We start from the raw sequence: 19,657 nt of genomic DNA on the forward strand, positions 1-19,657 counted from the left end.
CGAACCTCAGCCGGCGACGCAGGCGCCGGTGCCCACCGGGCTCGAGGCGCTCGCGGCCGCGTCGAGGACCGGCTTGGCCTCGTCCATCGTCAGGGCGTAACCGGTGCTGTCGTCGTCGAGCGACTTCGCGAAGATGACACCGACGACCTTGCCGTCGGTCGACAGCAGCGGGCCGCCGGAGTTGCCGGGCCGGACCTTGGCGAAGAGGGAGTAGACCTCGCGGCTGGTGCCGGGACGTCCGTAGATGTCGGAGCCACGGGCGTCGACGACCTCACGGACGCGGGCGGCGTCGAGCTGGTAGGGACCGTCCAGGGGGAACCCGGCGACGACCCCGCTGTCGCCGCGGGCCAGGTCGGGGCCCTGCTGCAACGGGTCGGCGGGCAGTCCGGGCACCGCGAGCACCGCGAGGTCGCGGCGGGCGTCGAACACCACGACCTGCCCGGTGTAGGAGCGGCCGGTGCCATGGATGCGCAGGGTCGCGCGCTCCATACCGGCGACCACGTGGGCGTTGGTCACGACCCGCTCGGGTGCGACCACCCAGCCACTGCCCTCCTGGCCGCGGTTGCAGGAGGTGGCGACGCCGGTGATCTTGATGATCGACGAGGCCGCGGCGCGCACGCCCTGCGACTGGGCCACGGCGTCGTCGGGCGGGTCGACCGGGGCGATGCGCTCGGCCTCGAGGCCGTCGAAGACGCGCGGGAAGCCCTCACGGTCGAGCACCTCGCGGAAGCCGGCGAACAGGCGAGAGGTGCCCGGCGGCACTACGGAGTCGATCGTGCTCAGGACCTTGGACTCGCCGATGGCCTTGGCGATCGGTGCCGGGGCGCCACCGCGCAGAGCACCGGCGATGAACCACACGAGGACCGACGCCGAGACCACGACGGCGACCGCGCCGAGCGCGGAGTCGAACCGCTGGGCGGGCTTGACCTTGAGCTTCGAGCGCAGGCTGCCACCCACGGTCACGGCGAGGGCCTGGCCGGCCGAGGCGAGGATGAACACCCCGGCGATGAGGACGACGGACCGCAGCAGCGGCGAGCTCTGCAGGTCGTTCCACGAACCGATGGCGATGGGCAGCAGCCACATGGCGATCGCCCCACCGCTGAGGAACCCTGCGAGCGACAGGACGCTGACCACCAGGCCCTGCCGGTACCCGGTCACGGCGTAGCTGAGCAGCAGCACGATGAGGAGCAGGTCCAGGACGGAGAGTCCGAGGAACATCAGGCTCGGCCTTCCGTCGCGGTCTGGGTCAGGGCGTCACGCCGTCCACCGGGCTGGTAGCGCTCGGGGAGCGGCCGCTCGACACTACGGTCCCACGGGAGGGTCAGCCCGCCGAAATCGAGCACGGCCGACAACAAGCCCGCGGTGAACCCCCAGACGAACAGCCCGTCGAACTCGAACCCCGGCCCGACATACCCGCTGGGGTGGGTCACGGTGAAGCGGGCCGAGGGGTCGAGCAGGTCGGCCAGCGGCGCCCGCACGGCCCGGTGCACCTCCCCGGGGTCGATGCCGTCCACGTGCCCCGGCTCGCGCCACCACGCCAGCACGGGGGTGACGACGAACCTGCGGGGGCTGAGGTAGATCTCGGGCAGCTCGGCGACCACGTCGACCGTGTCCGGGTCGATCCCGACCTCCTCCTGCGCCTCCCGCAGGGCGGCCGCCGCGTCGGAGGCATCGTGCGGCTCGCGCTTGCCGCCGGGGAAGGAGATGTCACCGGGCTGGGTGCGCAGGGTGTGGGCACGCTCGGTGAGGACGACGTCCTCGCCACCGGCCGGGTTCGGCCCGAAGAGGATGAGGACGCTGGAGCGCCGGCCGCCGGCCGGCGGCGGGGCGAACTGGTCGAAGAAGCCGCTGTCGGCGCTGGAGATGCCCTGGTGGGCACGGTCGATCCACGCGGGACGGGCGTGCGCGGGGGAACCCTCGCTCACGCCCGGCCGGCTTCCACGACATCGGCGACCGGCGCGGCATACGGGTTGTCGGCACCGGGGGCGAGCTCGAACTTGAGCAGCTTCGCGGCCTTGGCCGGGTCGGTCTCGCCCACGCCGTAGGAGGGGCAGAGGCGCGCGATCGGGCAGGCGCCGCAGGCGGGCTTCTTCGCCTGACAGGTGCGCCGGCCGTGGAAGATCAGGACGTGGGAGAGCATCGTCCACTCCTTGCGCGGGATCAGCGCACCCACGGCCGACTCGACCTTGACCGGGTCCTCCTCGTCGGTCCAGCCGAACCGGCGAACGAGCCGTCCGAAGTGGGTGTCGACCGTGATCCCGGGGATGCCGAACGCGTTCCCCAGCACGACGTTGGCGGTCTTGCGGCCGACGCCCGGCAGGGTCACGAGGTCCTTCATCCGGGGCGGGACCTCCCCGTCGAAGCGTTCGACGAGCTCGGCCCCGAGCTTCATCACCGAGTTGGTCTTGGCGCGGAAGAAGCCGGTCGGCTTGAGCAGCACCTCCATCTCCTCCCGGTCGGCGCCGGCCAGCGCCGCCGCATCGGGGTAGCGCGCGAAGAGCTGCGGCGTCACCTTGTTGACCATGACGTCGGTGGTCTGGGCCGACAGCACCGTGGCCACGAGCAGCTGCAGCGGGTTCTCGAAGTCGAGCTCGCAGTGGGCGTACGGATAGTGCTCGTGGAGCTCGCGGTACATCCGCCGGGCCCGCCGGGTGAGCGCGACCGGCGACTCCTCCCGGAGCGGTGTGGAGGCAGGCTTGCGGGCAGGCGTACGGGCAGGCTTGCGTGCGGTCTCGGACACCCGTTCAGCCTACGGGTCGGGCCTGACGACGACGTGGCACACTGTCGCCCGTGGATCACGATGTGGTGAGAAGAGCCCCGCTGTTCGCTGCCCTCGACGAGGAGGCGTCCTCGACGCTGATGCAGTCGATGACGCAGACGCGCCTCGAGCGCGGCGACGTGCTCTTCTCCGAGGGCGACCAGGGCGACCGTCTCTACGTCATCCGTGAGGGCAAGGTGAAGCTCGGTCGACGCAGCAGCGACGGGCGCGAGAACCTCGTCGCCATCCTCGGCCCGGGCGAGATGTTCGGTGAGCTCAGCCTGTTCGACCCCGGTCCGCGCACGATGACCGCCACCGCGGTCGCCGAGACCCAGCTGCTCGGCATCGGCAACGAAGACCTCAACGGCCTGCTCAACGGCCGCCCCGCCGTCGCCAAGGTCCTGCTCGCCGCGCTGGCCCAGCGCCTGCGCCGCACCAACGAGAACCTCGCCGACCTCGTCTTCACCGACGTCCCCGGCCGCGTCGCCAAGGCGCTGCTCGACCTCTCGGCCCGGTTCGGCCGTCCGGTCGAGGAGGGCATCCTCGTCGCCCACGACCTCACCCAGGAGGAGCTCGCCCAGCTGGTCGGCGCCTCCCGCGAGACGGTCAACAAGGCCCTGGCCGACTTCGCGACCCGTGGCTGGCTCCGGCTCGAGGCCCGGGCCGTGCTCATCATGGACGTCGAGCGCCTCAAGCGCCGCGCCCGCTAGCCCTCGGAACCCCGCCGGCCCCCTGGTCGGTTGTGGGAGCTCCGCTCAACGAGTGCGCAGGTACTCCAGCTGCGCTGCCACGCTCTGGGCCGCCGCCGGCCAGACCTCGCGGGGCACGTCGGCATACACCGTCTCGACCACGGCCCGGACCGGGTCGGCCGCCTGCGCAGCACCGTCCGCGAGCGCCTGCCGCACCTGTTCGAGCCGTTCGGCCCGGTGCTGCCGGTAGAAGGCGACCATGGCTGAGGCGTCGGGCACGACCGGTCCGTGACCGGGCAGGATCGAGGTCACGGCGCCACCCCCGGTGAGCGCCGCGATCCGCTCCAACGACGAGAGGTATGCCGCCAGCTCACCGTCGGGGTGCGCGACCACCGTGGTGCCGCGACCCAGGACCGTGTCGCCGGTGAGGAGAACGTGGTCGGCGGGGAGCGCGAACGACAGGGAGTCGGAGGTGTGCCCAGGGGTTGCCACGACCCGCAGCTCGAGCCCGCCGGCCGAGACGACGGCGCCGTCGCCGAGGTCGTCGTGGCCGCGGCCGACCGCGCGGGTGGGGGCGCCGGTGAGCTCGGCGAAGCGCCCGGCACCCTCGGCGTGGTCGGCGTGGCCGTGGGTGAGGATCGTCTGGGCCACGCGGGCGCCGCGGTCGGCGACCGCCGCGACCACGGCCTGCAGGTGGGGCTCGTGCAGCGGGCCGGGGTCGATGACGAGGGCCTCGCTGGAGCCGGGTTCGAGCAGCACCCAGGTGTTGGTGCCGTCGAGGGTCATCGGGCCGGGGTTGGGGCACAGGACGCACAGCGCCCGGTCGGTCACCTGGCCTCCGCGCCACTCCCCTGGCGCCGCCGAGGGGGCAGGCGCGACCGCACTCATCGCGGGAGGTCGGCCCGCATCACCAGGCCGGAACCGGTGTCGACGAGCTCGGGCTGGACGGTCTCGATGACGGGCTGCTCGGCGATGAACTCGGCCGCGGACGCGGCGGCGGCCACCTCCTCGACGGCCACGACGGTGGGTGGAAGCATCAGCGCCTCGCCGCTCTCCCACGCCTGCAGCAGCTCGGCGGGGCGCACCCAGGCCGCGAGGTCCGCCTCGGTGGTCTGGTCGTCGGCACGGTGGCCGGAAGGGACGGCGGCGGTGAAGAAGCGCGTGTCGTAGCGGCGGGCCTCGAACACCGGGGTCACCCAGTGGGCGCGGTAGCCGAGCAGGTCCGAGCGCAGCAGGAGGCCGTGCTCCTGCAGGACCTGGGACAGCGACGCCTCGCGGTCGAGCAGGCGGCGGCGCTGCTCACGCCAGTGCTCGCTCGCGACGTCCTCGACGATGGAGTCGGGCGTCGGGCCCGCGAGCAGGACCCCGCACTCCTCGAACACCTCGCGCACGGCGGCGGCGACGAGCTCCCGGGCACGGCTCTCGTCCACGCGCAGGCGGGAGGCCCACTCGGCGGGCGAGGGGCCCGCCCACGGCAGCGACTCCTCGGCGTCGCGGCTGTCGACGCCACCACCGGGGAACACCATCATGCGCGGGGCGAACGCCATCGTCGCGACCCGCCGGAGCATGAACACCTCCACGCCGGCCGCCGCATCACGGACGAACATCACGGTCGCCGCGAGCCGTGGCGTCGGGGAGGACGAGGGGTCCGGATCAGCGAGCCACTCGTCGATGCGCGCACGCAGGGACGGTGACTCGCTGATCGGGAAGTCGCGGAGCACCGCGTCAGTACCTCGGGTCTCGGCTGCTCAGTCGTCCGCGAGGGCGACGACGATCTCGACCTCGACGGGGGCGTCGAGCGGCAGCACGGCCACACCGACGGCGGACCGGGCGTGGATGCCGGCGTCCCCGAAGGCCTTGCCCATGAGCTCGCTGGCCCCGTTGATGACCCCGGGCTGGCCGGTGAACGAGGGGTCGGACGCCACGAACCCGACGAGCTTGACCACCTGCGTCACCTTGTCGAGGTCGCCGACGAGGCCCTTGACGGCGGCGATGGCGTTGAGCGCGCAGATCTGCGCGAGCTCGGCGGCCCGCTCCGGGGACACCAGGCCCTCGCCCACGCCGACCTTGCCGGTCTCGGCCAGGGCTCCGGACACCATGGGCAGCTGCCCGGAGGTGTAGATCCGGCGTCCGTCCTGGATCGCCGGGACGTAGGCGGCCACCGGCTTGGCGACCTCGGGCACGGTCAGGCCGAGCTCGGCCAGACGGTCTTCGACTCTGCTCATGTCAGGCTTTCTCCCGCTTCAGGTAGGCGACCAGTCCGTTGCCGTCGGGGCCGGTGAGGACCTGGACGAGCTCCCAGCCGTCCTCACCCCACTGGTCGAGGATCTGCTTGGTCGCGTGCACGATCAGCGGCACGGTCGCGTACTCCCATTTCTGCATGGTCCGCAGCCTAGCCACCGCTGGCAGGATGGGTGCATGGCCACTGCTGCGGACCGGAGCCCCATCGAGGTTCTCGACGAGCGGGCGGCCGCACCGACCCGCACGACGTCCTACGGCGACGACGACGCGCAGGTCTACGACGTGCGCCTCCCGAAGCGCCTCACGCGCTCGCTGACCGTCGTCATCGTGCACGGCGGCTTCTGGCGGGCGGAGTACGACCGGGGCCACGCCAGCCGCCAGGCCCAGGCCTTCGCCGACGCGGGTTACCCCGTCGCCGTGGTCGAGTACCGCAGGCCCGGCATGCCCGGTGGTGGCTGGCCCGGCACCGCACAGGACGTCGCTGCAGCCCTCACCGCCATCCGCCGCGACCCCGACCTCGCCCACCCGCCCGTGCTCGTCGGCCACTCCGCGGGGGGTCAGCTCGTCACGTGGGCCGCCGCCCAGCCGTGGGCGCACGGGCTGCGCGGGGCCGTGAGCCTCGCCGGCGTCGTGGACCTCGCGCACGGCGCGGCGACGCAGGTGGGTGGCGACGCCATACCGGCGTTCCTCGGGGGCTCCCCCGAGGAGGTGCCGCAGGCGTATGCCGCCGCCGACCCGGCGGTCCTGCCGCCGTCCGTCCCCGTCGTGCTCGTGCACGCGCGGGACGACGACGTGGTGCCCTTCGAGCTGAGCGAGCGGTATGCCGCGGCGCACCGCGGCCCGTCGGTGCGCCTCACCCCCGTGGCCGGCGGGGGCCATTACGGGCTGATCGACCCGGAGCACCCGGCGTTCGCCGAGGTCGCCGCGGCGGTGGACCTGCTCGCCTCCTAGTCTGGGCGCATGCCAGAGCGCGCCCTGCCCGACCTGTCCAAGGTCCGCCTGCACGTGGTGACGGGCAAGGGCGGCACCGGCAAGACGACCGTCGCAGCCGCCCTGGCCCTCGGGCTGTCGCGGCAGGGCAAGCGCGTCCTGCTGGTCGAGGTCGAGGAGCGGCAGGGCATCTCGCAGACGTTCGACGTCCCGCCGCTCGGCCACACCGAGACGCGGGTCGTCCACGACCGCAGCGGCGGTGAGGTCTGGGCGATCTCCGTCGACGCCAAGCAGTCGCTGGGCGAGTACCTCCAGAAGTTCTACAAGGTGGGCCGGGCCATGGGCCTGCTCGACAAGTTCGGGGCGGTCGACTTCGCGACCACCATCGCGCCAGGCCTGCGCGACGTCCTTCTCATCGGCAAGGTCTACGAGGCCGCCGGGCGCCGGGCCGGGCGCTCGGGTGCCCTCGCGTACGACGCGGTCGTGCTCGACGCCCCACCGACCGGGCGCGTGGTGCGGTTCCTCAACGTCAACGCCGAGGTGGCCGACGTGGCCAAGGTGGGGCCCATCCACAGCCAGGCCGACTCGATCACCCGGATGATGCGCAGCCACACGACCGCGGTCCACGTGGTGACGCTGCTCGAGGAGATGCCGGTCCAGGAGACCGTCGACGCCCTCAGGGACCTGCGGGCGGCCGACCTGCCCCTCGGGGCGATCGTCGTCAACCAGCTGCGCGACCCGCTCCTGTCCGACAAGGCCCTGAGGTCGGTGCGGGGCGGCCGGACGGCCAAGCTCGCCGAGGGTGTCGCCGCGGACCTCGCGTCCGTGGGGGTCAAGGCGACCGCCGGTGTCGTCGCCGGCCTGCTCGTCGACGCCGGCCAGCACGCGGACCGGGTGGCCCTCGAACGCGAGCAGGACGCGATCCTCGCCGAGCAGGGACGCCTCACGGTCCGCCTGCCGCTCCTGCCCGAGGGCACCGAGGGCGGCGGCATCTCCGTCCTTGCCGACGCCGTCGCCGAGCAGGGGATGATCTGATGGCCGCCCGCACCACCACCGGGCACGGCCTCGACGTCGCCGCGCTGCTCACCGACCCGGCCACCCGCATCGTCGTCTGCTGCGGCGCCGGCGGGGTCGGCAAGACCACGACGGCGGCGGCCATGGGCCTGTGGGCCGCCGAGCACGGTCGCAAGGTCGTCGTCCTCACCATCGACCCGGCCCGGCGCCTGGCCCAGTCGCTCGGGCTGACCGAGCTCGACAACACCCCGCGCCCCGTCGAGGGCGCCGGCGCCGGGGGCGGCTCCCTGGACGCGATGATGCTCGACATGAAGCGCACCTTCGACGAGGTGGTCGAGCAGCACGCCACCCCGGAGAAGGCCGCCCAGATCCTCGCGAACCCGTTCTACCAAGCCGTGTCGAGCTCGTTCGCGGGGACGCAGGAGTACATGGCGATGGAGAAGCTCGGCCAGCTGCGGGCCGAGGCCGACCGCACCGGGCGGTGGGACCTCGTCGTCGTCGACACCCCGCCGTCGCGCTCGGCGCTGGACTTCCTCGACGCGCCCAAGCGCCTGGGGTCCTTCCTCGACGGCCGGTTCATCCGGCTGATGACCGCCCCGGCCAAGGCCGGGGGGCGAGCCGGCTTCAAAGTGTTCAGCGTCGGCGTGACGATGGTGACGAGCACGATGTCCAAGCTGCTGGGCGGCCAGCTCCTCCAGGACGTGCAGACCTTCGTCGCGGCGCTCGACACCATGTTCGGCGGGTTCCGCGAGCGCGCGGACCAGACCTACGCGCTGCTCAAGAACTCCGAGACGGCGTTCGTCGTCGTGGCCGCCCCCGAACGCGACGCGCTGCGGGAGGCGTCGTACTTCGCCGGGCGCCTCGACGAGGAGCACATGCCGCTCGCCGGACTCGTCGTCAACCGCATCCAGCGGGTGGCCGCACCGTCGCTGCGCGCCTCACGGGCCCTGGCCGCCGCCGACCAGCTCGCCGACGCGGAGGGCCCGGACCGCAGCGCGACCAGCGCCGAGACCGAGGGACTGCTGCGCCTGCACGCCGTCCTCGCCGAGACCGCCGAGCGGCAGGAGCGGCAGGTGAGCCGGTTCACCGCCGGGCACCCCGGCATACCCCTCGTGGAGGTGCCGGCCGCGGCCCAGGACATCCACGACCTCGCCGGGCTGCGCGCGGTGGCGGCCTCCCTCACCGGGGGCTGAGCCCACCCCGGAACGCCGACGAGCCGGCCGCCTCGGGGGGGAAGGCGCCGGCTCGGGCTCGGTCGTGCGGGGTCGTGCTGTGCGCGCGGGGTCAGGCGCTCTCCTCGTCCCGGGACTGGCCACGGGCCGCGGCGAACAGGTTCGCCCAGGAGGTGATGTTGGGTCGGCGCTTGAGCAGGGCGCGGCGCTCGCGCTCCGTCATCCCTCCCCAGACACCGAACTCGGTGCGGTTGTCGAGGGCGTCGGCGAGGCACTCGGCGATGACCGGGCACCGCTGGCAGACGACCTTGGCGGTCTGCTGGGCGGCTCCCTGGACGAAGAGGGCGTCGGGGTCGGCGGTGGAGCAGGAGCCCAAGGGCGCCCAGTCCTCGACCCATCCAGTACCCGCCGCACCCGATCGGGTGGGTCGCGCTGGTGCGATCGTCATCTCAGTGCCTCCAGATGCTGCAGAACAAGGCGGCTGCGGTTGCGCCTCATGACTGTTCCAATGTTTGAGAAACGATAGGAAGGTGGGGACTGCAACGACATGGCCCATTCGTGTAGTTCTGCGAGGGCCAAAGGGACTAGTCATTCCGAACCACCTCGTAGCGTCCGCTCCGCGAGGGCATTCCCGCAGGTCAGCGACTCCCCGCCGCGCGAACCCGGGTCCATCCAGATGAGCCGGTTACCCTGTGCCCATGCACGGTCGCGCCACCAACCTCGGTAATGTCCTCAGTTTGCTCGGAGCCTTCGTCGCCACGGCGATGGTCATGGGCCTGCTGGCGGCTGGACTGTTGATCCCCGCGGTGGGGGCGACGGGCACGGCGGCGACCTCGGGGGTGACCGCCTTCGACGACCTGCCGGGCGAGTTCACCGCCTCCGCCCTGTCGCAGCAGTCGAAGATCGTCGACGCCCAGGGCAAGGTCCTCGCGACCCCCCAGGAGGAGAACCGGATCATCGTCAACCTCAAGGACGTCGCGCCGATCATGCAGAAGGCGCAGATCGCGATCGAGGACAGCCGCTTCTACGAGCACGGCGGGGTCGACCCGCGCGGCATCGCCCGCGCGATGGTCTCCAACGCGCAGGGCGGCGACACCCAGGGCGCCTCCACCCTGACCCAGCAGTACGTCAAGCTCACGCTGCAGGAGAACGCGCTGCGCAACAACGACGAGGAGGCCGCGAAGGCCGCCGTCCGCGTCAGCGCCGCCCGCAAGATCCAGGAGATCAAGTACGCGGTCACCCTCGAGAAGGAGATGACCAAGGACCAGATCCTCCAGGGCTACATGAACCTCGCCTACTACGGCGACCTGGCCTACGGCGTCGAGGCTGCCGCACAGCACTACTTCAGCATCTCCGCCAAGGACCTCAACATCCCGCAGGCCGCGCTCCTGGCCGGCCTGGTGCAGAACCCCAGCCGCACGGACCCGATCAACAACCCCGAGCGCGCGCAGGCCAGGCGCGACGTCGTGCTCGACCGCATGCACGACCTGGGGATCATCGGCGACAAGGCCTGGAAGAACGCCAAGGCCATCCCGGTCAAGAAGATGCTCAAGCGCAAGGACCCCCTGAGCAACTGCGCGGCCTCCCGTGAGCCGTACTTCTGCAACTACGTCATGGCCTACCTCAAGACCATGCCGGAGCTGGGCAAGACGGTCCCCGAGCGGATCAAGAACATCACCCAGGGCGGCCTGACGATCCAGACGACGCTCAACCCGACGACCCAGGAGCTGGCCCGCAAGCAGCTCACCAAGCGGGTCCCCGTCGGCAACGACGAGCACATCGGCGCCGCCGCGGCGATCGTCCAGCCGGGCACCGGCAAGGTCGTCGCGATGGTGCAGAACACCACGTACACGACCGGCAAGGGCAGCGAGACCAAGGGCCTCACCGGCCTCAACTGGAACGTCGACCGTGAGTACGGCGGCGAGAACGGCTTCCAGTTCGGGTCGACCGCCAAGATGTACGCGATCGTCGAGGCGCTCAAGCGCGGCCAGTCGGTCAACGGCACCATCCCGTCGAAGTTCGCCACCACGAAGCAGCCGGCGGTCTACTCCCCGCAGGAGCAGGGCAAGTGCGGTGACCAGGGCAACTGGGAGGTGCGCAACGACGAGGCGATCGGCGGCAAGCCGATCCCACTGAAGACCGCCACCGCCAAGTCGGTCAACACCGCGTTCGCGTCGTTGGTCCTCAAGCTCGGCACCCCGAACGTCCGCAACATGATGACGACGATGGGCCTGCACAACGGGTACGGCGAGCCCATCCTGTGCAGCCCGGCCGCGGTCACCCTCGGCGCCGGCACGGCGACCCCGCTGACCCTGGCTGCGAGCTACGCGACCCTGGCCGCCAACGGCAAGTACTGCAAGCCCAACCCCATCCTGTCGATCACGACGAACGACAAGAAGGCCATCAAGCTCAACCCGACGCCGTGCAAGCAGGTCATCGACCCCGACGTCGCCAAGGGCGCCACCGAGCTCCTCACCGGCGTCATCAAGAACGGCACCGGCACCGGCGCGAGCCTCGGCTCCCGCCCGGCCGCCGGCAAGACCGGCACCACGGACAACCACTACCAGTCGTGGTTCGTCGGCTACACGCCCCAGCTCGCCACCGCGGTCTGGGTCGGCACGCCGTACACGCAGTTCCGCATGAAGAACGTCAGCCTGGCCGGCACCTACTACGGCGAGGTCTTCGGTGGCACCATCTCGGCACCGGTGTGGCAGGCCATCATGAAGGGCGCGTCGGAGGGCATGCCCATCCGCGACTTCGACACCCCGAGCGACAAGATCCAGAACGGTGACAAGGTCGCCGTCCCGTTCGTCGGTGGCCTGACCGTCGACGAGGCCACCGCGCGCCTCACGGACGCCGGGTTCAAGGTGCAGGTCGCGGGCAGCACGAACAGCGGCTACGGCCAGGGCCGGGTCGTCTACACGTCCCCGAACGGCACGGCGCTGCGCGGCGACACGATCGGTCTCTACCTCTCGACCGGGTACGTGCCCCAGGCTCCTACGCCGAGGGCAAGCAACACCCCGAAGCCCAACCCGACGCCCACGAAGAGCAAGCCCACCAAGCCGCCGAAGCCGAAGAAGCCGTGACCTCGGCCTCGTGACGACGGAGGCCCCCACCGGTTCGCCGGTGGGGGCCTTCGTCGTGAGAAGCCTTGCTGCACATGGCGGCTGGTCACCGCCGGTACGGGGGTCAGCGACCCGCGAGGGACGCCTTCACGACCGAGGCCACCCGGCCTCCGTCGGCGCGGCCCGCGACGACGGCGCCCGCCGCCTTCATCACCTGGCCCATCTGCTGCATACCGGTGGCGCCGGTGTCCGCGATGGCGGCGGCGACGATGGCCGCGAGCTCCTCGTCGGACAGCTGGGCGGGCAGGTAGGCCTCGAGGATGGCGAGCTCGGCGTCCTCCTTGGCGGCCAGCTCGGGGCGGCCCGCGTCGGTGTAGGCGGTCGAGGCCTCCTTGCGCTTCTTGGCCTCCTTGGCCAGGACCTTGAGCACCTCGTCGTCGGTCAGCTCACGGGCCTCGGTGCCCGAGACCTCCTCGTTCGTCATGGCGGTGAGGGCCATGCGCAGCGTGCCGGAGCGCACCTGGTCCCGCGCGCGCATGGCGGAGGTGAGGTCGCTCTGGACGGTGGCCTTGAGGCTCTGGTCGGTCATGGGGCCAGTGTCGCAGGCGGTGGGTGCGGTCCCCAACCGTGTTGTCTGCGGGTTGTTTGCGAGGATGGGTCGCGATGAACACGTATCTGCGGACGGTGGGCGGGGTGGCTGCCCTCGGGGTGGCCGGACTCGGGTGGGCGAGCCTCGTGGAGCGGAACTGGTTCGCACTGCGCCGGTTCACCGTGCCGGTGCTGGCCCCCGGGGCCCAGCCCCTGCGCGTCCTGCAGGTCTCCGACCTGCACCTGGTGCCGCGCCAGCAGCACAAGGTGGAGTGGGTCCGCAGCCTCGCGGCCCTGGCTCCCGACCTCGTGGTCAACACCGGTGACAACCTCGCGGCGCACGACGCCGTGCCCGAGGCGCTGAGGGCGATGGCGCCGCTGTTCGAGTTCCCCGGGGTGTTCGTCCTCGGGTCCAACGACTACTACGCGCCCGTGCCGAAGAACCCTGCCCGCTACCTCACCCGCCGCCACGCGCACGCCCCCGCCAGCCGCATCACCCTGCCGGTGGAGGACCTCCGGGCAGGCATGGTCGGCGGCGGCTGGACCGACCTCGACAACGCCCGGACGGTGCTGTCGGTGGCCGGTTCCCCTGTCGAGGTCGTCGGCACCGACGACGCCCACATCCGGCACGACCGCTACGCCGACGTCGCCGGCCCCGCCTCCCCCACCGCCGCCCTGACCGTGGGGGTCACGCACGCGCCGTACCAACGGGTGCTCGACCCGATGGCCGCGGACGGGGCACGGCTCCTGCTCGCCGGCCACACCCACGGCGGCCAGCTGGCCGTCCCCCTGTATGGCGCGCTGGTCACCAACTGCGACCTGCCCACCAACCGCGCCAAGGGGCTGTCGCGGTGGTGGCCCGGTGCCGGGTCGGCGCCCTCGAGGCAGGCTCCGGCCGATGCCGCCTGGCTCCACGTGTCGGCCGGGCTGGGCACGTCGCCGTACGCGCCGGTGCGCTTCGCCTGCCGCCCCGAGGCGACCCTGCTGACCCTCGTCCCCCGCTAGCCCCGCGCCTGTCCGGCGCCGGTCGGACCACTGTCGGCTGGGCCGATTGGGAGGCGCGGCAGGCCGTGGGCTATTCTTCCTTGTCGCTGCCGAAACCAGTCCCTGACCACGTCAGATCTGCTCGGGAGCGACGGCCACGGGGTGTGGCGCAGCTTGGTAGCGCGCTTCGTTCGGGACGAAGAGGCCGCAGGTTCAAATCCTGTCACCCCGACCAGATCGACCATGGTCAGAGGCCACCAACCACAACCTGGTTGGTGGCCTCAGCCATGTCCGCCCGACCCATGTCGCAGGGCTGGCGATGAGTCTGCTTCCCGACCGCGGTCCACCTCGCATGAACTCTTCCGCGTACGAGAAGGACCCCCGCGTGGACGCCTACATCGATGCCCTGCCGTCGTGGCAGCAGGTGCTCTGCCGACGGCTGCGCGACCTGGCCCACGCGGCCGACCCCGAGCTCACCGAGACGATCAAGCGCACGGTGCAGCCGTACTTCGTGCTCGAGGGGAACGTGTGCGCCCTCCTGGCTGCCCGGGACCACGTCAACCTGTTCGTCTACGACGGCGCGATCGTCGACGACCCCCACGGGTTGGTCACGGCCGGGCACCAGAACTCCACGGCACGCACGATCGGCTTCCGCGAGGGGGACGCGATCGATGAGCCTGCGCTGCTCGAGTTCCTGCGTCAGGTCATCGCGAACAACCGCGCCGGCGGCTGGCGAGCGATCAAGGCATCTCGCTGAGCCCGTCCTGGGCCCGCCGTCGCGCCAGGGCGCGCCAGGCGTTCCGGAACATGAACCAGCGCCATCCGACGAGGACGACCCCCACGGCGCAGTAGCCGACCCGTCCCACGACGCCGTGGTGGCTCAGGAGGCCCGCGACGGGAACGCCGGCGACGATGACCAGCAGGACCAGCTGGGTCGCCATGGCCACGCGCAGCACCGTCGTGCTGGGCGGAGGCGTGTGGAAGGGGGACTCGGGGCCCGGGGTCGAGCCGAACCTGTCCGACCAGCTCGCCGGACCACGGGGCGTGGCGCCGCCCTCCACGTCGTCGGGACCGGGCGGCATACCTGCATTGTCGGCACACCAGGCTGCGCCATGCACCCCGGCGGCCCGAGCCGGACGTGCCGTCATGCGCCGTGCCCACGACGACGCCGGAACCCTTCGACCGGTCGCGAACGCGAGGGCCAGGCGATGGTCCTCGCCCGGGCCGACTGACGAGCCGCCACACCCACCTGCCACAGGTTGCTGCCGTAGCCACAGGGTGCGCCCTGTGGCTACGGCAGCAACGTCACCTAGCAGAGGGTGCGGCTCACGGCGGTCCGGGACGTGGGACGGCTCTGGGACGAATTCGTGGGCCGGCCGCGACCCCGGGTATCGTGGGCGCTCGAAAGGGAGTAGTCCCCAATCGCCGCGTCGACACACTGACCCCCGGGTCCGGTGCGGTGGGCCACCGGATCTGACCGGTGGCGGACGAGACTTTCGACCAGTACACGAACCCATTTTCGGACGTGCCTGGTCGAAGGGACGTCACGGACACGTTCTCCTCGGCCTGGCGGCTAGGAGACACGAACCCCATGTACGCCTTCCTGTTGAGCACGGCAGTCATCTTCGTGGCCGAGCTCGGCGACAAGAGCCAGCTCATGGCGATGACCTTCGCCACGCGCTACACCGTGCGCCAGGTGCTCATCGGCATCACGGTCGCCACCGCGATCGTCCACCTCGCCTCGGTCGGGATCGGTGCCGTCGTCGGCAACTCCTTCGCCGACAAGCAGTGGATCATCTCGATCGTCGCCGGCGTCGCCTTCATCGCCTTCGCGGCGTGGACCCTGCGCGGCGACGAGCTGACCGAGGACGAGGCCGACAAGGCCCGTCGCAGCACCGGCAAGGCGATCGTCGCCGTCGGCATCGCCTTCTTCCTCGCCGAGCTCGGCGACAAGACCATGCTCGCCACCATCACCCTCGCCACCCAGGAGGGGTGGCTCGGGACGTGGATCGGCAGCACCGTCGGCATGGTCGCCGCGGATGCGCTCGCCATCGGCGTGGGTGCGGTCCTCGGCAAGAAGCTCCCCGAGCGCGTCATCAAGATCGGCGCCTCGGTGGCGTTCCTCGTGTTCGGCCTCATCCTCATCGCTGAGGGCCTCGGCTGGTTCTGACGATCACCGCCCAGGTATGGCGCCCGCGCACCGCGCGTGGGCGCCATACCTGGGCGTGGGCGGCGTTCCGCCGCCTGAGGGCCGTTCGACCGCCTGCGGGCCGTTCCCCCATGTGGACCGTTCCCCGGCCGGGGGCGGCGGGACGCTCAGGAGGCGGACAGGTGGCCGCCGGCCACGGCGACGGCCGTGGAGGCTGCACGCTCGACCCCGTCCGGTGCGACGAACCCGTCGGCGGCGAACCGGGCCAGGAAGTCCTCGGCCGGGATGGGACGACCCATGTAGTGGCCCTGGGCCAGGTCGACGCCCTCGAGCGCGAGGACGTCGAGCACGGCCGCGCCGCTGACGTACTCCGCGACCGTGCGCTTGCCCAGGTCGTGGGCGACGCGCACCACCGACGACACGATGGCGCGGTCGGTCGGGTCGACGTCGCATCGGGCGACGAACTCGCCGTCGATCTTCACGTAGGCGAAGGGCAGGTGCTTGAGGTAGCTGAACGAACCGAACCCGGCACCGAAGTCGTCGAGCGCGAACCGGCAGCCCTCCTGCCCCAGGCGTTCGGCGAACACCCTGGCCGCGGCCAGGTCGGGCACGATCGCCGTCTCGGTGATCTCGAGGACCAGTCCGTTGCCGTTCGCCCCCGAGCGGAGCAGGGCGGCCTGCACGACCTCTTCGATCTGGCTGTCACCCACCGAGCAACCGGAGAGGTTGACCGAGAGCTCGAAGTCGGGGTCGACCGCCTGGAAGCGCTGGAGCAGCGGGATCGCGCGCTCGAGGACCCACCGGTCGATGGCCAGGACGAGGCCGGACTTCTCGGCCTGCTGGAGGTACTCGCCGGGCGGCAGTGCGTCCGGCCCCTCACCGAAGCGCAGGAGCACCTCGCCGCCGGTGACCCGGCCACGGCCGATGTCCCAGATCGGCTGGAGGTGCAGGCTGAACTCGTCGTTGGCGATCGCGGTCTCGATGCGCTGCGTCCAGCCCAGGGTGGACGTGGCGCTCGGGCCGACCGTGCCACCGGCAGCCAGCACGGCCCAGCCGTCGCGACCGCTCTGCTTCGCCTGGTACATCAGGGAGTCCGCGTTCGTCAGGAGCTCCTCGGCGCCCTCGGGTCCCGTCTCCTGGGCTCCGATGACGACAGCCCCCACGCTGGCGGTGACGGCGTCGGCCGCTGCACCGAGCGCCGTGCTGTGGGCCCGGACCGCGGTCACCAGGTGCTCGGCGACGAGCTCGGTCCCCGCCTGGTCGGTCTCCAGGAGCAGGACCGCGAACTCGTCCCCACCGAGGCGCGCGACGATGTCGGTGCTGCGGACGCTCTGGCGGAGCACCTCGGCCAGCGAGGTGAGGAGGACGTCACCCGCGGCGTGGCCGAGGGTGTCGTTGACCTCCTTGAAGTGGTCGAGGTCGATGAGCAGCAGCGCGCCCCGCGGCCCGTAGCGCCGGCAGAAGTCGAGGTGGCGGTCCAGCTCGACGGCGAAGCGGCGACGGTTCGCCAGCCCGGTCAACGGGTCGTGGTCGGCGAGGTGGGCGAGCTGCTGCTCGTAGGTGTGCCGCTCGGAGACGTCGGCGACGTTGACGAGGAGCTCGTCCTCCTCGGGCGACCCACCACCGGCGAGGACCGTGCTGGAGAGGTTGAGGTGCACCTCACCCCCGAGCGGGGTGTTCACCGTCCAGTCGGTGCGGGCGCCCGCCTCACGGGTGGTGCAGGCGAGGAGCGTCGGTATGCGGTCGTCCTCGGCATCACCGAGGGCGGCCAGGGGCGTGCCCACGAGCTGGGCCTCGGTGCGACCGAGCAGCAGGCACAGCGACGGGTTGACCTGGCGGACGAAGCCGTCCCGGCCGAGCACCGCGATGCCGTGGGGTGCGTCGACGAACAGGCGCTGGATGCGGTCGTGGCTGGCGCGCAGCAGTCGCTCGCGCTCGCGGTCACGGCTGACGTCGCGCGCCATGATCAGCACGGCCCCCGACGTGGTCGTCGCGCCCGGCAACGGGCTCACCCAGATCTCGTGCTCCGCCCCGGACTCGGGGGCGACCAGCTCGACGACGCCGTCACGTCCCCGCAGCGCGCCCTCGATGAGCGGCTCGAGCTTCGCGAAGCTCTTCGGCGTGAACGCCTGGGACACGTCACGGCCGGCCGCCGTGGCCAGTCCCTGGCGACGCGCACCACCGCCGGTGGACAGCGAGACCTCGAGCGTCCGGTCGAGCACGAGCACCGCGGTGTCGGGGAGGTGGTCCATCGACAGGCGCCAGAGGGCCTGCGCCTCCTTGAGCTCACGACGCATCTCGACCGCCGCGGTGGTGTCGACGGCGACACCGAGGTAGCCGATGACCTCGCCCTCCTCCGACCGCAGCTCGGTCACGGCCAGTCGGACCGAGATGCGACGGCCGTCCTTGCGGACGTAGGTCCACTCGCGGCTCGGCATGTGGTTCTCGGCCAGGGTGGCGAAGACGGCGACACCCGCCACGACCCCGAGCTGGCCGGCCGCCTGGACGATCTCGTCGGCGTCGTGGATGAGCTCGTGCACCTTGCGGCCCACCGCCTCGGAGGCGTCGTACTTGAGCATGTCCTCGGCGCCGACGTTGAAGTTGGTGATGACCCCGTGGACGTCGACGCTGATGATGCTGGTCAGGGTGGCGCCACCCATGATGGCGCGCAGCTGGGCCGCAGCCTCGCGCTCGGCGCGGTTCTGGGCCGTCAAGCCCCTGATGACGCCCTGGATGACCGGCGCGGCGAGCAGCGCCACCGCCGACCACAGGACGGCCGGGCGCCACTCGAGCGGGACGGTCTCCCCCGGGGCTGCGGTGAGGTTGGTCGCGAGCGACGGGCCGATGAAGGCGAGCACCGACAGGAACGCCGCCACTGCGAGGTCGCCCAGGGTCCCGAACAGGGCCAGCCACACGATCGGCACCGCGATCAGCGGCCCGACACCGGAGACGGCACCGCCGAGGGCGTCCCGCAGGAGGATCACGGACACCATGACCGCCAGGGGGGCCGTGGCGTCGACCCACGAACGCTGGCGGCGCCATACCGACAACGCCCCGAGGGCGAGCCCGCAGACGAGCAGGGCCAGGGCGACGACGGCCTCGGTGTTCAGCCGGGGTGAGGGGAGCAGGGTTGCGGCCAGGGAACCGGCGACGAGCACACCGAAGGCGATGCCCTCGTTCCGGCGGGGGCGCGCACCCGTGGCCGACTGCGCGACATGGCGCAGGGTCGGGGGCAAATCGCGGGGGCTCACGGGGCCTCGGTCCGGGTCTGGGTCTCGGGTTGGGTCTCGGGTTGGGTCTCGGGTTGGGTCTCGGGTTGGGGCTCGGGTTGGGGCTCGGCCGGGATGGGGATGAGCTCGTGGATGTCGGCGCTCGAGTCGGCGCCGTCGTACGCCCAGCTCGGCTTGAGCAGGACGAGGTCGGGCAGCACCCACCGGGGACCGATGTAGCCCTCGAGGGCGGCCACGAGCCGCTCGAGGTAGGGCAGCGAGGTGTCCGGGGTGACGTGGCCGACGGGGAGCTGGGGTCGGAACCGGCGCCGGTCGACGTGCAGGCCGAGGGCCTGGACGACGTCGGGGATGGACCGCGCGATGCTGACGAGGCGGTCGACGTCGCCGACCAGAGGGGTGGCCACCGAGAGGTCGCCGGGCGCCGTGAGCGCGAGGCACCCCGCCATCTGCAGCCGAGGGGGCGGGGCCCACTCCTTGGCGGCCTCGGTGAGCTGGGCGACGAGCCGGGCCGCGTCGGCGCGGGCGAGGTTGCCGAAGCTCGTGACGTGCACGTGCATGTCGTCGACCGAGACGGGCGCGAACTCCTCGGGCCGTCCCGGGACGGAGCGGACGAGGTCGACGAGCTGTTCGACCGCTTCACGGGGAGGGAAGAACGCCGCGTGCAGGAGCACGGGACCACTCTCCTTCCAACTCGGCGGTTACGGGGCGACCGCGACCCGGGCACGGGTCGCGCGTGCCGATGATAGGCGCCGAATGCGGCGGTTCAGCGTTGTTTGGGCCGTGGGACGACCAGTACCAGCCGATCGGACGAGGAGGTTCCGACCGCTGGTCGGCGAC

General features: G+C 71.9%; 20 protein-coding genes and 1 tRNA gene. 9 read left to right on the forward strand and 12 right to left on the reverse strand.

All coding sequences use genetic code 11. The annotated features are described in order from the left end of the window. Window positions 1–6: 6 nt before the first annotated feature. Genes ACYVKF_RS07755 through nth form a run of 3 tightly spaced genes read right to left on the reverse strand, consistent with a single transcriptional unit; the run spans window position 7 to window position 2,635 of the window. Window positions 7–1,218, reverse strand: coding sequence for a MarP family serine protease (locus ACYVKF_RS07755; RefSeq protein ID WP_460966003.1), 1,212 nt, complete (start codon window positions 1,216–1,218; stop codon window positions 7–9). Next, entirely contained in the window at window positions 1,218–1,925 is a 708-nt protein-coding gene (locus tag ACYVKF_RS07760) for an NUDIX hydrolase (protein ID WP_460966005.1), read from the reverse strand. The genes ACYVKF_RS07755 and ACYVKF_RS07760 overlap by 1 nt, the downstream gene beginning before the upstream one ends. After that, entirely contained in the window at window positions 1,922–2,635 is a 714-nt protein-coding gene (gene nth / locus ACYVKF_RS07765; RefSeq protein ID WP_460966911.1) for an endonuclease III, read from the reverse strand. The genes ACYVKF_RS07760 and nth overlap by 4 nt, the downstream gene beginning before the upstream one ends. Before the next feature lie 155 nt (window positions 2,636–2,790). Between nth and ACYVKF_RS07770 the strand changes: the two genes are divergently transcribed. Then, window positions 2,791–3,468 carry a Crp/Fnr family transcriptional regulator gene (locus tag ACYVKF_RS07770; protein WP_056915769.1) on the forward strand — a complete coding sequence of 226 codons (678 nt, stop codon included), beginning with the start codon at window positions 2,791–2,793 and terminating at the stop codon, window positions 3,466–3,468. Between the two features lie 45 nt (window positions 3,469–3,513). Here ACYVKF_RS07770 and ACYVKF_RS07775 read toward each other — a convergent pair whose 3' ends face one another. The 4 genes from ACYVKF_RS07775 to ACYVKF_RS07790 are packed head-to-tail and all read right to left on the reverse strand — an operon-like array spanning window position 3,514 to window position 5,829. Next, window positions 3,514–4,335 (reverse strand): MBL fold metallo-hydrolase, encoded by an 822-nt coding sequence (locus tag ACYVKF_RS07775; RefSeq protein WP_460966007.1) that lies wholly within the window; start codon window positions 4,333–4,335, stop codon window positions 3,514–3,516. Next, window positions 4,332–5,168, reverse strand: a complete 837-nt coding sequence (locus ACYVKF_RS07780; protein ID WP_157581420.1) for an NUDIX hydrolase — start codon at window positions 5,166–5,168, stop codon at window positions 4,332–4,334. Before ACYVKF_RS07780 ends, ACYVKF_RS07775 begins: the two co-directional genes overlap by 4 nt. Window positions 5,169–5,195: 27 nt before the next feature. After that, the gene (locus ACYVKF_RS07785; protein WP_056915772.1) at window positions 5,196–5,672 is read right to left on the reverse strand and encodes a RidA family protein; all 477 of its coding nucleotides are present in this window, start codon (window positions 5,670–5,672) and stop codon (window positions 5,196–5,198) included. Between the two features lies 1 nt (window position 5,673). After that, the gene (locus tag ACYVKF_RS07790; protein ID WP_140742397.1) at window positions 5,674–5,829 is read right to left on the reverse strand and encodes a DUF4177 domain-containing protein; all 156 of its coding nucleotides are present in this window, start codon (window positions 5,827–5,829) and stop codon (window positions 5,674–5,676) included. 36 nt (window positions 5,830–5,865) lie between these two features. Between ACYVKF_RS07790 and ACYVKF_RS07795 the strand changes: the two genes are divergently transcribed. From ACYVKF_RS07795 to ACYVKF_RS07805, 3 genes are read left to right on the forward strand one after another with little or no spacing between them, the layout of a single operon-like run. Next, complete coding sequence (locus ACYVKF_RS07795; protein ID WP_460966010.1) at window positions 5,866–6,639, forward strand: alpha/beta hydrolase family protein; 774 nt, start codon at window positions 5,866–5,868, stop codon at window positions 6,637–6,639. A 9-nt stretch (window positions 6,640–6,648) separates the two neighbouring features. Then, complete coding sequence (locus tag ACYVKF_RS07800) at window positions 6,649–7,653, forward strand: ArsA-related P-loop ATPase (RefSeq protein ID WP_056915774.1); 1,005 nt, start codon at window positions 6,649–6,651, stop codon at window positions 7,651–7,653. Beyond that, window positions 7,653–8,825 carry an ArsA family ATPase gene (locus tag ACYVKF_RS07805; RefSeq protein ID WP_460966012.1) on the forward strand — a complete coding sequence of 391 codons (1,173 nt, stop codon included), beginning with the start codon at window positions 7,653–7,655 and terminating at the stop codon, window positions 8,823–8,825. Before ACYVKF_RS07800 ends, ACYVKF_RS07805 begins: the two co-directional genes overlap by 1 nt. A gap of 91 nt (window positions 8,826–8,916) precedes the next feature. On the opposite strand, the gene ACYVKF_RS07810 is transcribed toward ACYVKF_RS07805, so the two are convergent. Next, window positions 8,917–9,252, reverse strand: coding sequence for a WhiB family transcriptional regulator (locus ACYVKF_RS07810; protein WP_460966014.1), 336 nt, complete (start codon window positions 9,250–9,252; stop codon window positions 8,917–8,919). Between the two features lie 250 nt (window positions 9,253–9,502). Between ACYVKF_RS07810 and ACYVKF_RS07815 the strand changes: the two genes are divergently transcribed. Continuing rightward, entirely contained in the window at window positions 9,503–11,890 is a 2,388-nt protein-coding gene (locus ACYVKF_RS07815; protein WP_056920291.1) for a transglycosylase domain-containing protein, read from the forward strand. 103 nt (window positions 11,891–11,993) lie between these two features. On the opposite strand, the gene ACYVKF_RS07820 is transcribed toward ACYVKF_RS07815, so the two are convergent. After that, window positions 11,994–12,458 (reverse strand): GatB/YqeY domain-containing protein, encoded by a 465-nt coding sequence (locus ACYVKF_RS07820; protein WP_056920290.1) that lies wholly within the window; start codon window positions 12,456–12,458, stop codon window positions 11,994–11,996. A gap of 74 nt (window positions 12,459–12,532) precedes the next feature. Here ACYVKF_RS07820 and ACYVKF_RS07825 point away from each other — a divergent pair, with 74 nt between their 5' ends. The 3 genes from ACYVKF_RS07825 (at window position 12,533) to ACYVKF_RS07835 (ending at window position 14,198) form a co-directional block, all read left to right on the forward strand. Continuing rightward, window positions 12,533–13,462, forward strand: a complete 930-nt coding sequence (locus ACYVKF_RS07825) for a metallophosphoesterase (protein ID WP_460966017.1) — start codon at window positions 12,533–12,535, stop codon at window positions 13,460–13,462. Between the two features lie 137 nt (window positions 13,463–13,599). Then, window positions 13,600–13,676, forward strand: a tRNA-Pro gene (locus ACYVKF_RS07830). A gap of 117 nt (window positions 13,677–13,793) precedes the next feature. Continuing rightward, window positions 13,794–14,198 (forward strand): DUF1801 domain-containing protein, encoded by a 405-nt coding sequence (locus tag ACYVKF_RS07835; protein ID WP_460966019.1) that lies wholly within the window; start codon window positions 13,794–13,796, stop codon window positions 14,196–14,198. Here ACYVKF_RS07835 and ACYVKF_RS07840 read toward each other — a convergent pair. Then, entirely contained in the window at window positions 14,182–14,523 is a 342-nt protein-coding gene (locus ACYVKF_RS07840; protein WP_460966021.1) for a hypothetical protein, read from the reverse strand. The two genes, ACYVKF_RS07835 and ACYVKF_RS07840, sit on opposite strands and share 17 nt — an antisense overlap. 509 nt (window positions 14,524–15,032) lie before the next feature. Here ACYVKF_RS07840 and ACYVKF_RS07845 point away from each other — a divergent pair. Beyond that, window positions 15,033–15,611 carry a TMEM165/GDT1 family protein gene (locus ACYVKF_RS07845; RefSeq protein WP_460966023.1) on the forward strand — a complete coding sequence of 193 codons (579 nt, stop codon included), beginning with the start codon at window positions 15,033–15,035 and terminating at the stop codon, window positions 15,609–15,611. Between the two features lie 146 nt (window positions 15,612–15,757). Here ACYVKF_RS07845 and ACYVKF_RS07850 read toward each other — a convergent pair whose 3' ends face one another. Further along, the gene (locus tag ACYVKF_RS07850; RefSeq protein ID WP_460966024.1) at window positions 15,758–18,841 is read right to left on the reverse strand and encodes a sensor domain-containing protein; all 3,084 of its coding nucleotides are present in this window, start codon (window positions 18,839–18,841) and stop codon (window positions 15,758–15,760) included. Next, entirely contained in the window at window positions 18,838–19,491 is a 654-nt protein-coding gene (locus ACYVKF_RS07855) for a 2'-5' RNA ligase family protein (protein ID WP_056920285.1), read from the reverse strand. The genes ACYVKF_RS07850 and ACYVKF_RS07855 overlap by 4 nt, the downstream gene beginning before the upstream one ends. Window positions 19,492–19,657: the final 166 nt, after the last annotated feature.

The sequence above is a fragment of the Pedococcus soli genome (assembly GCF_054782575.1).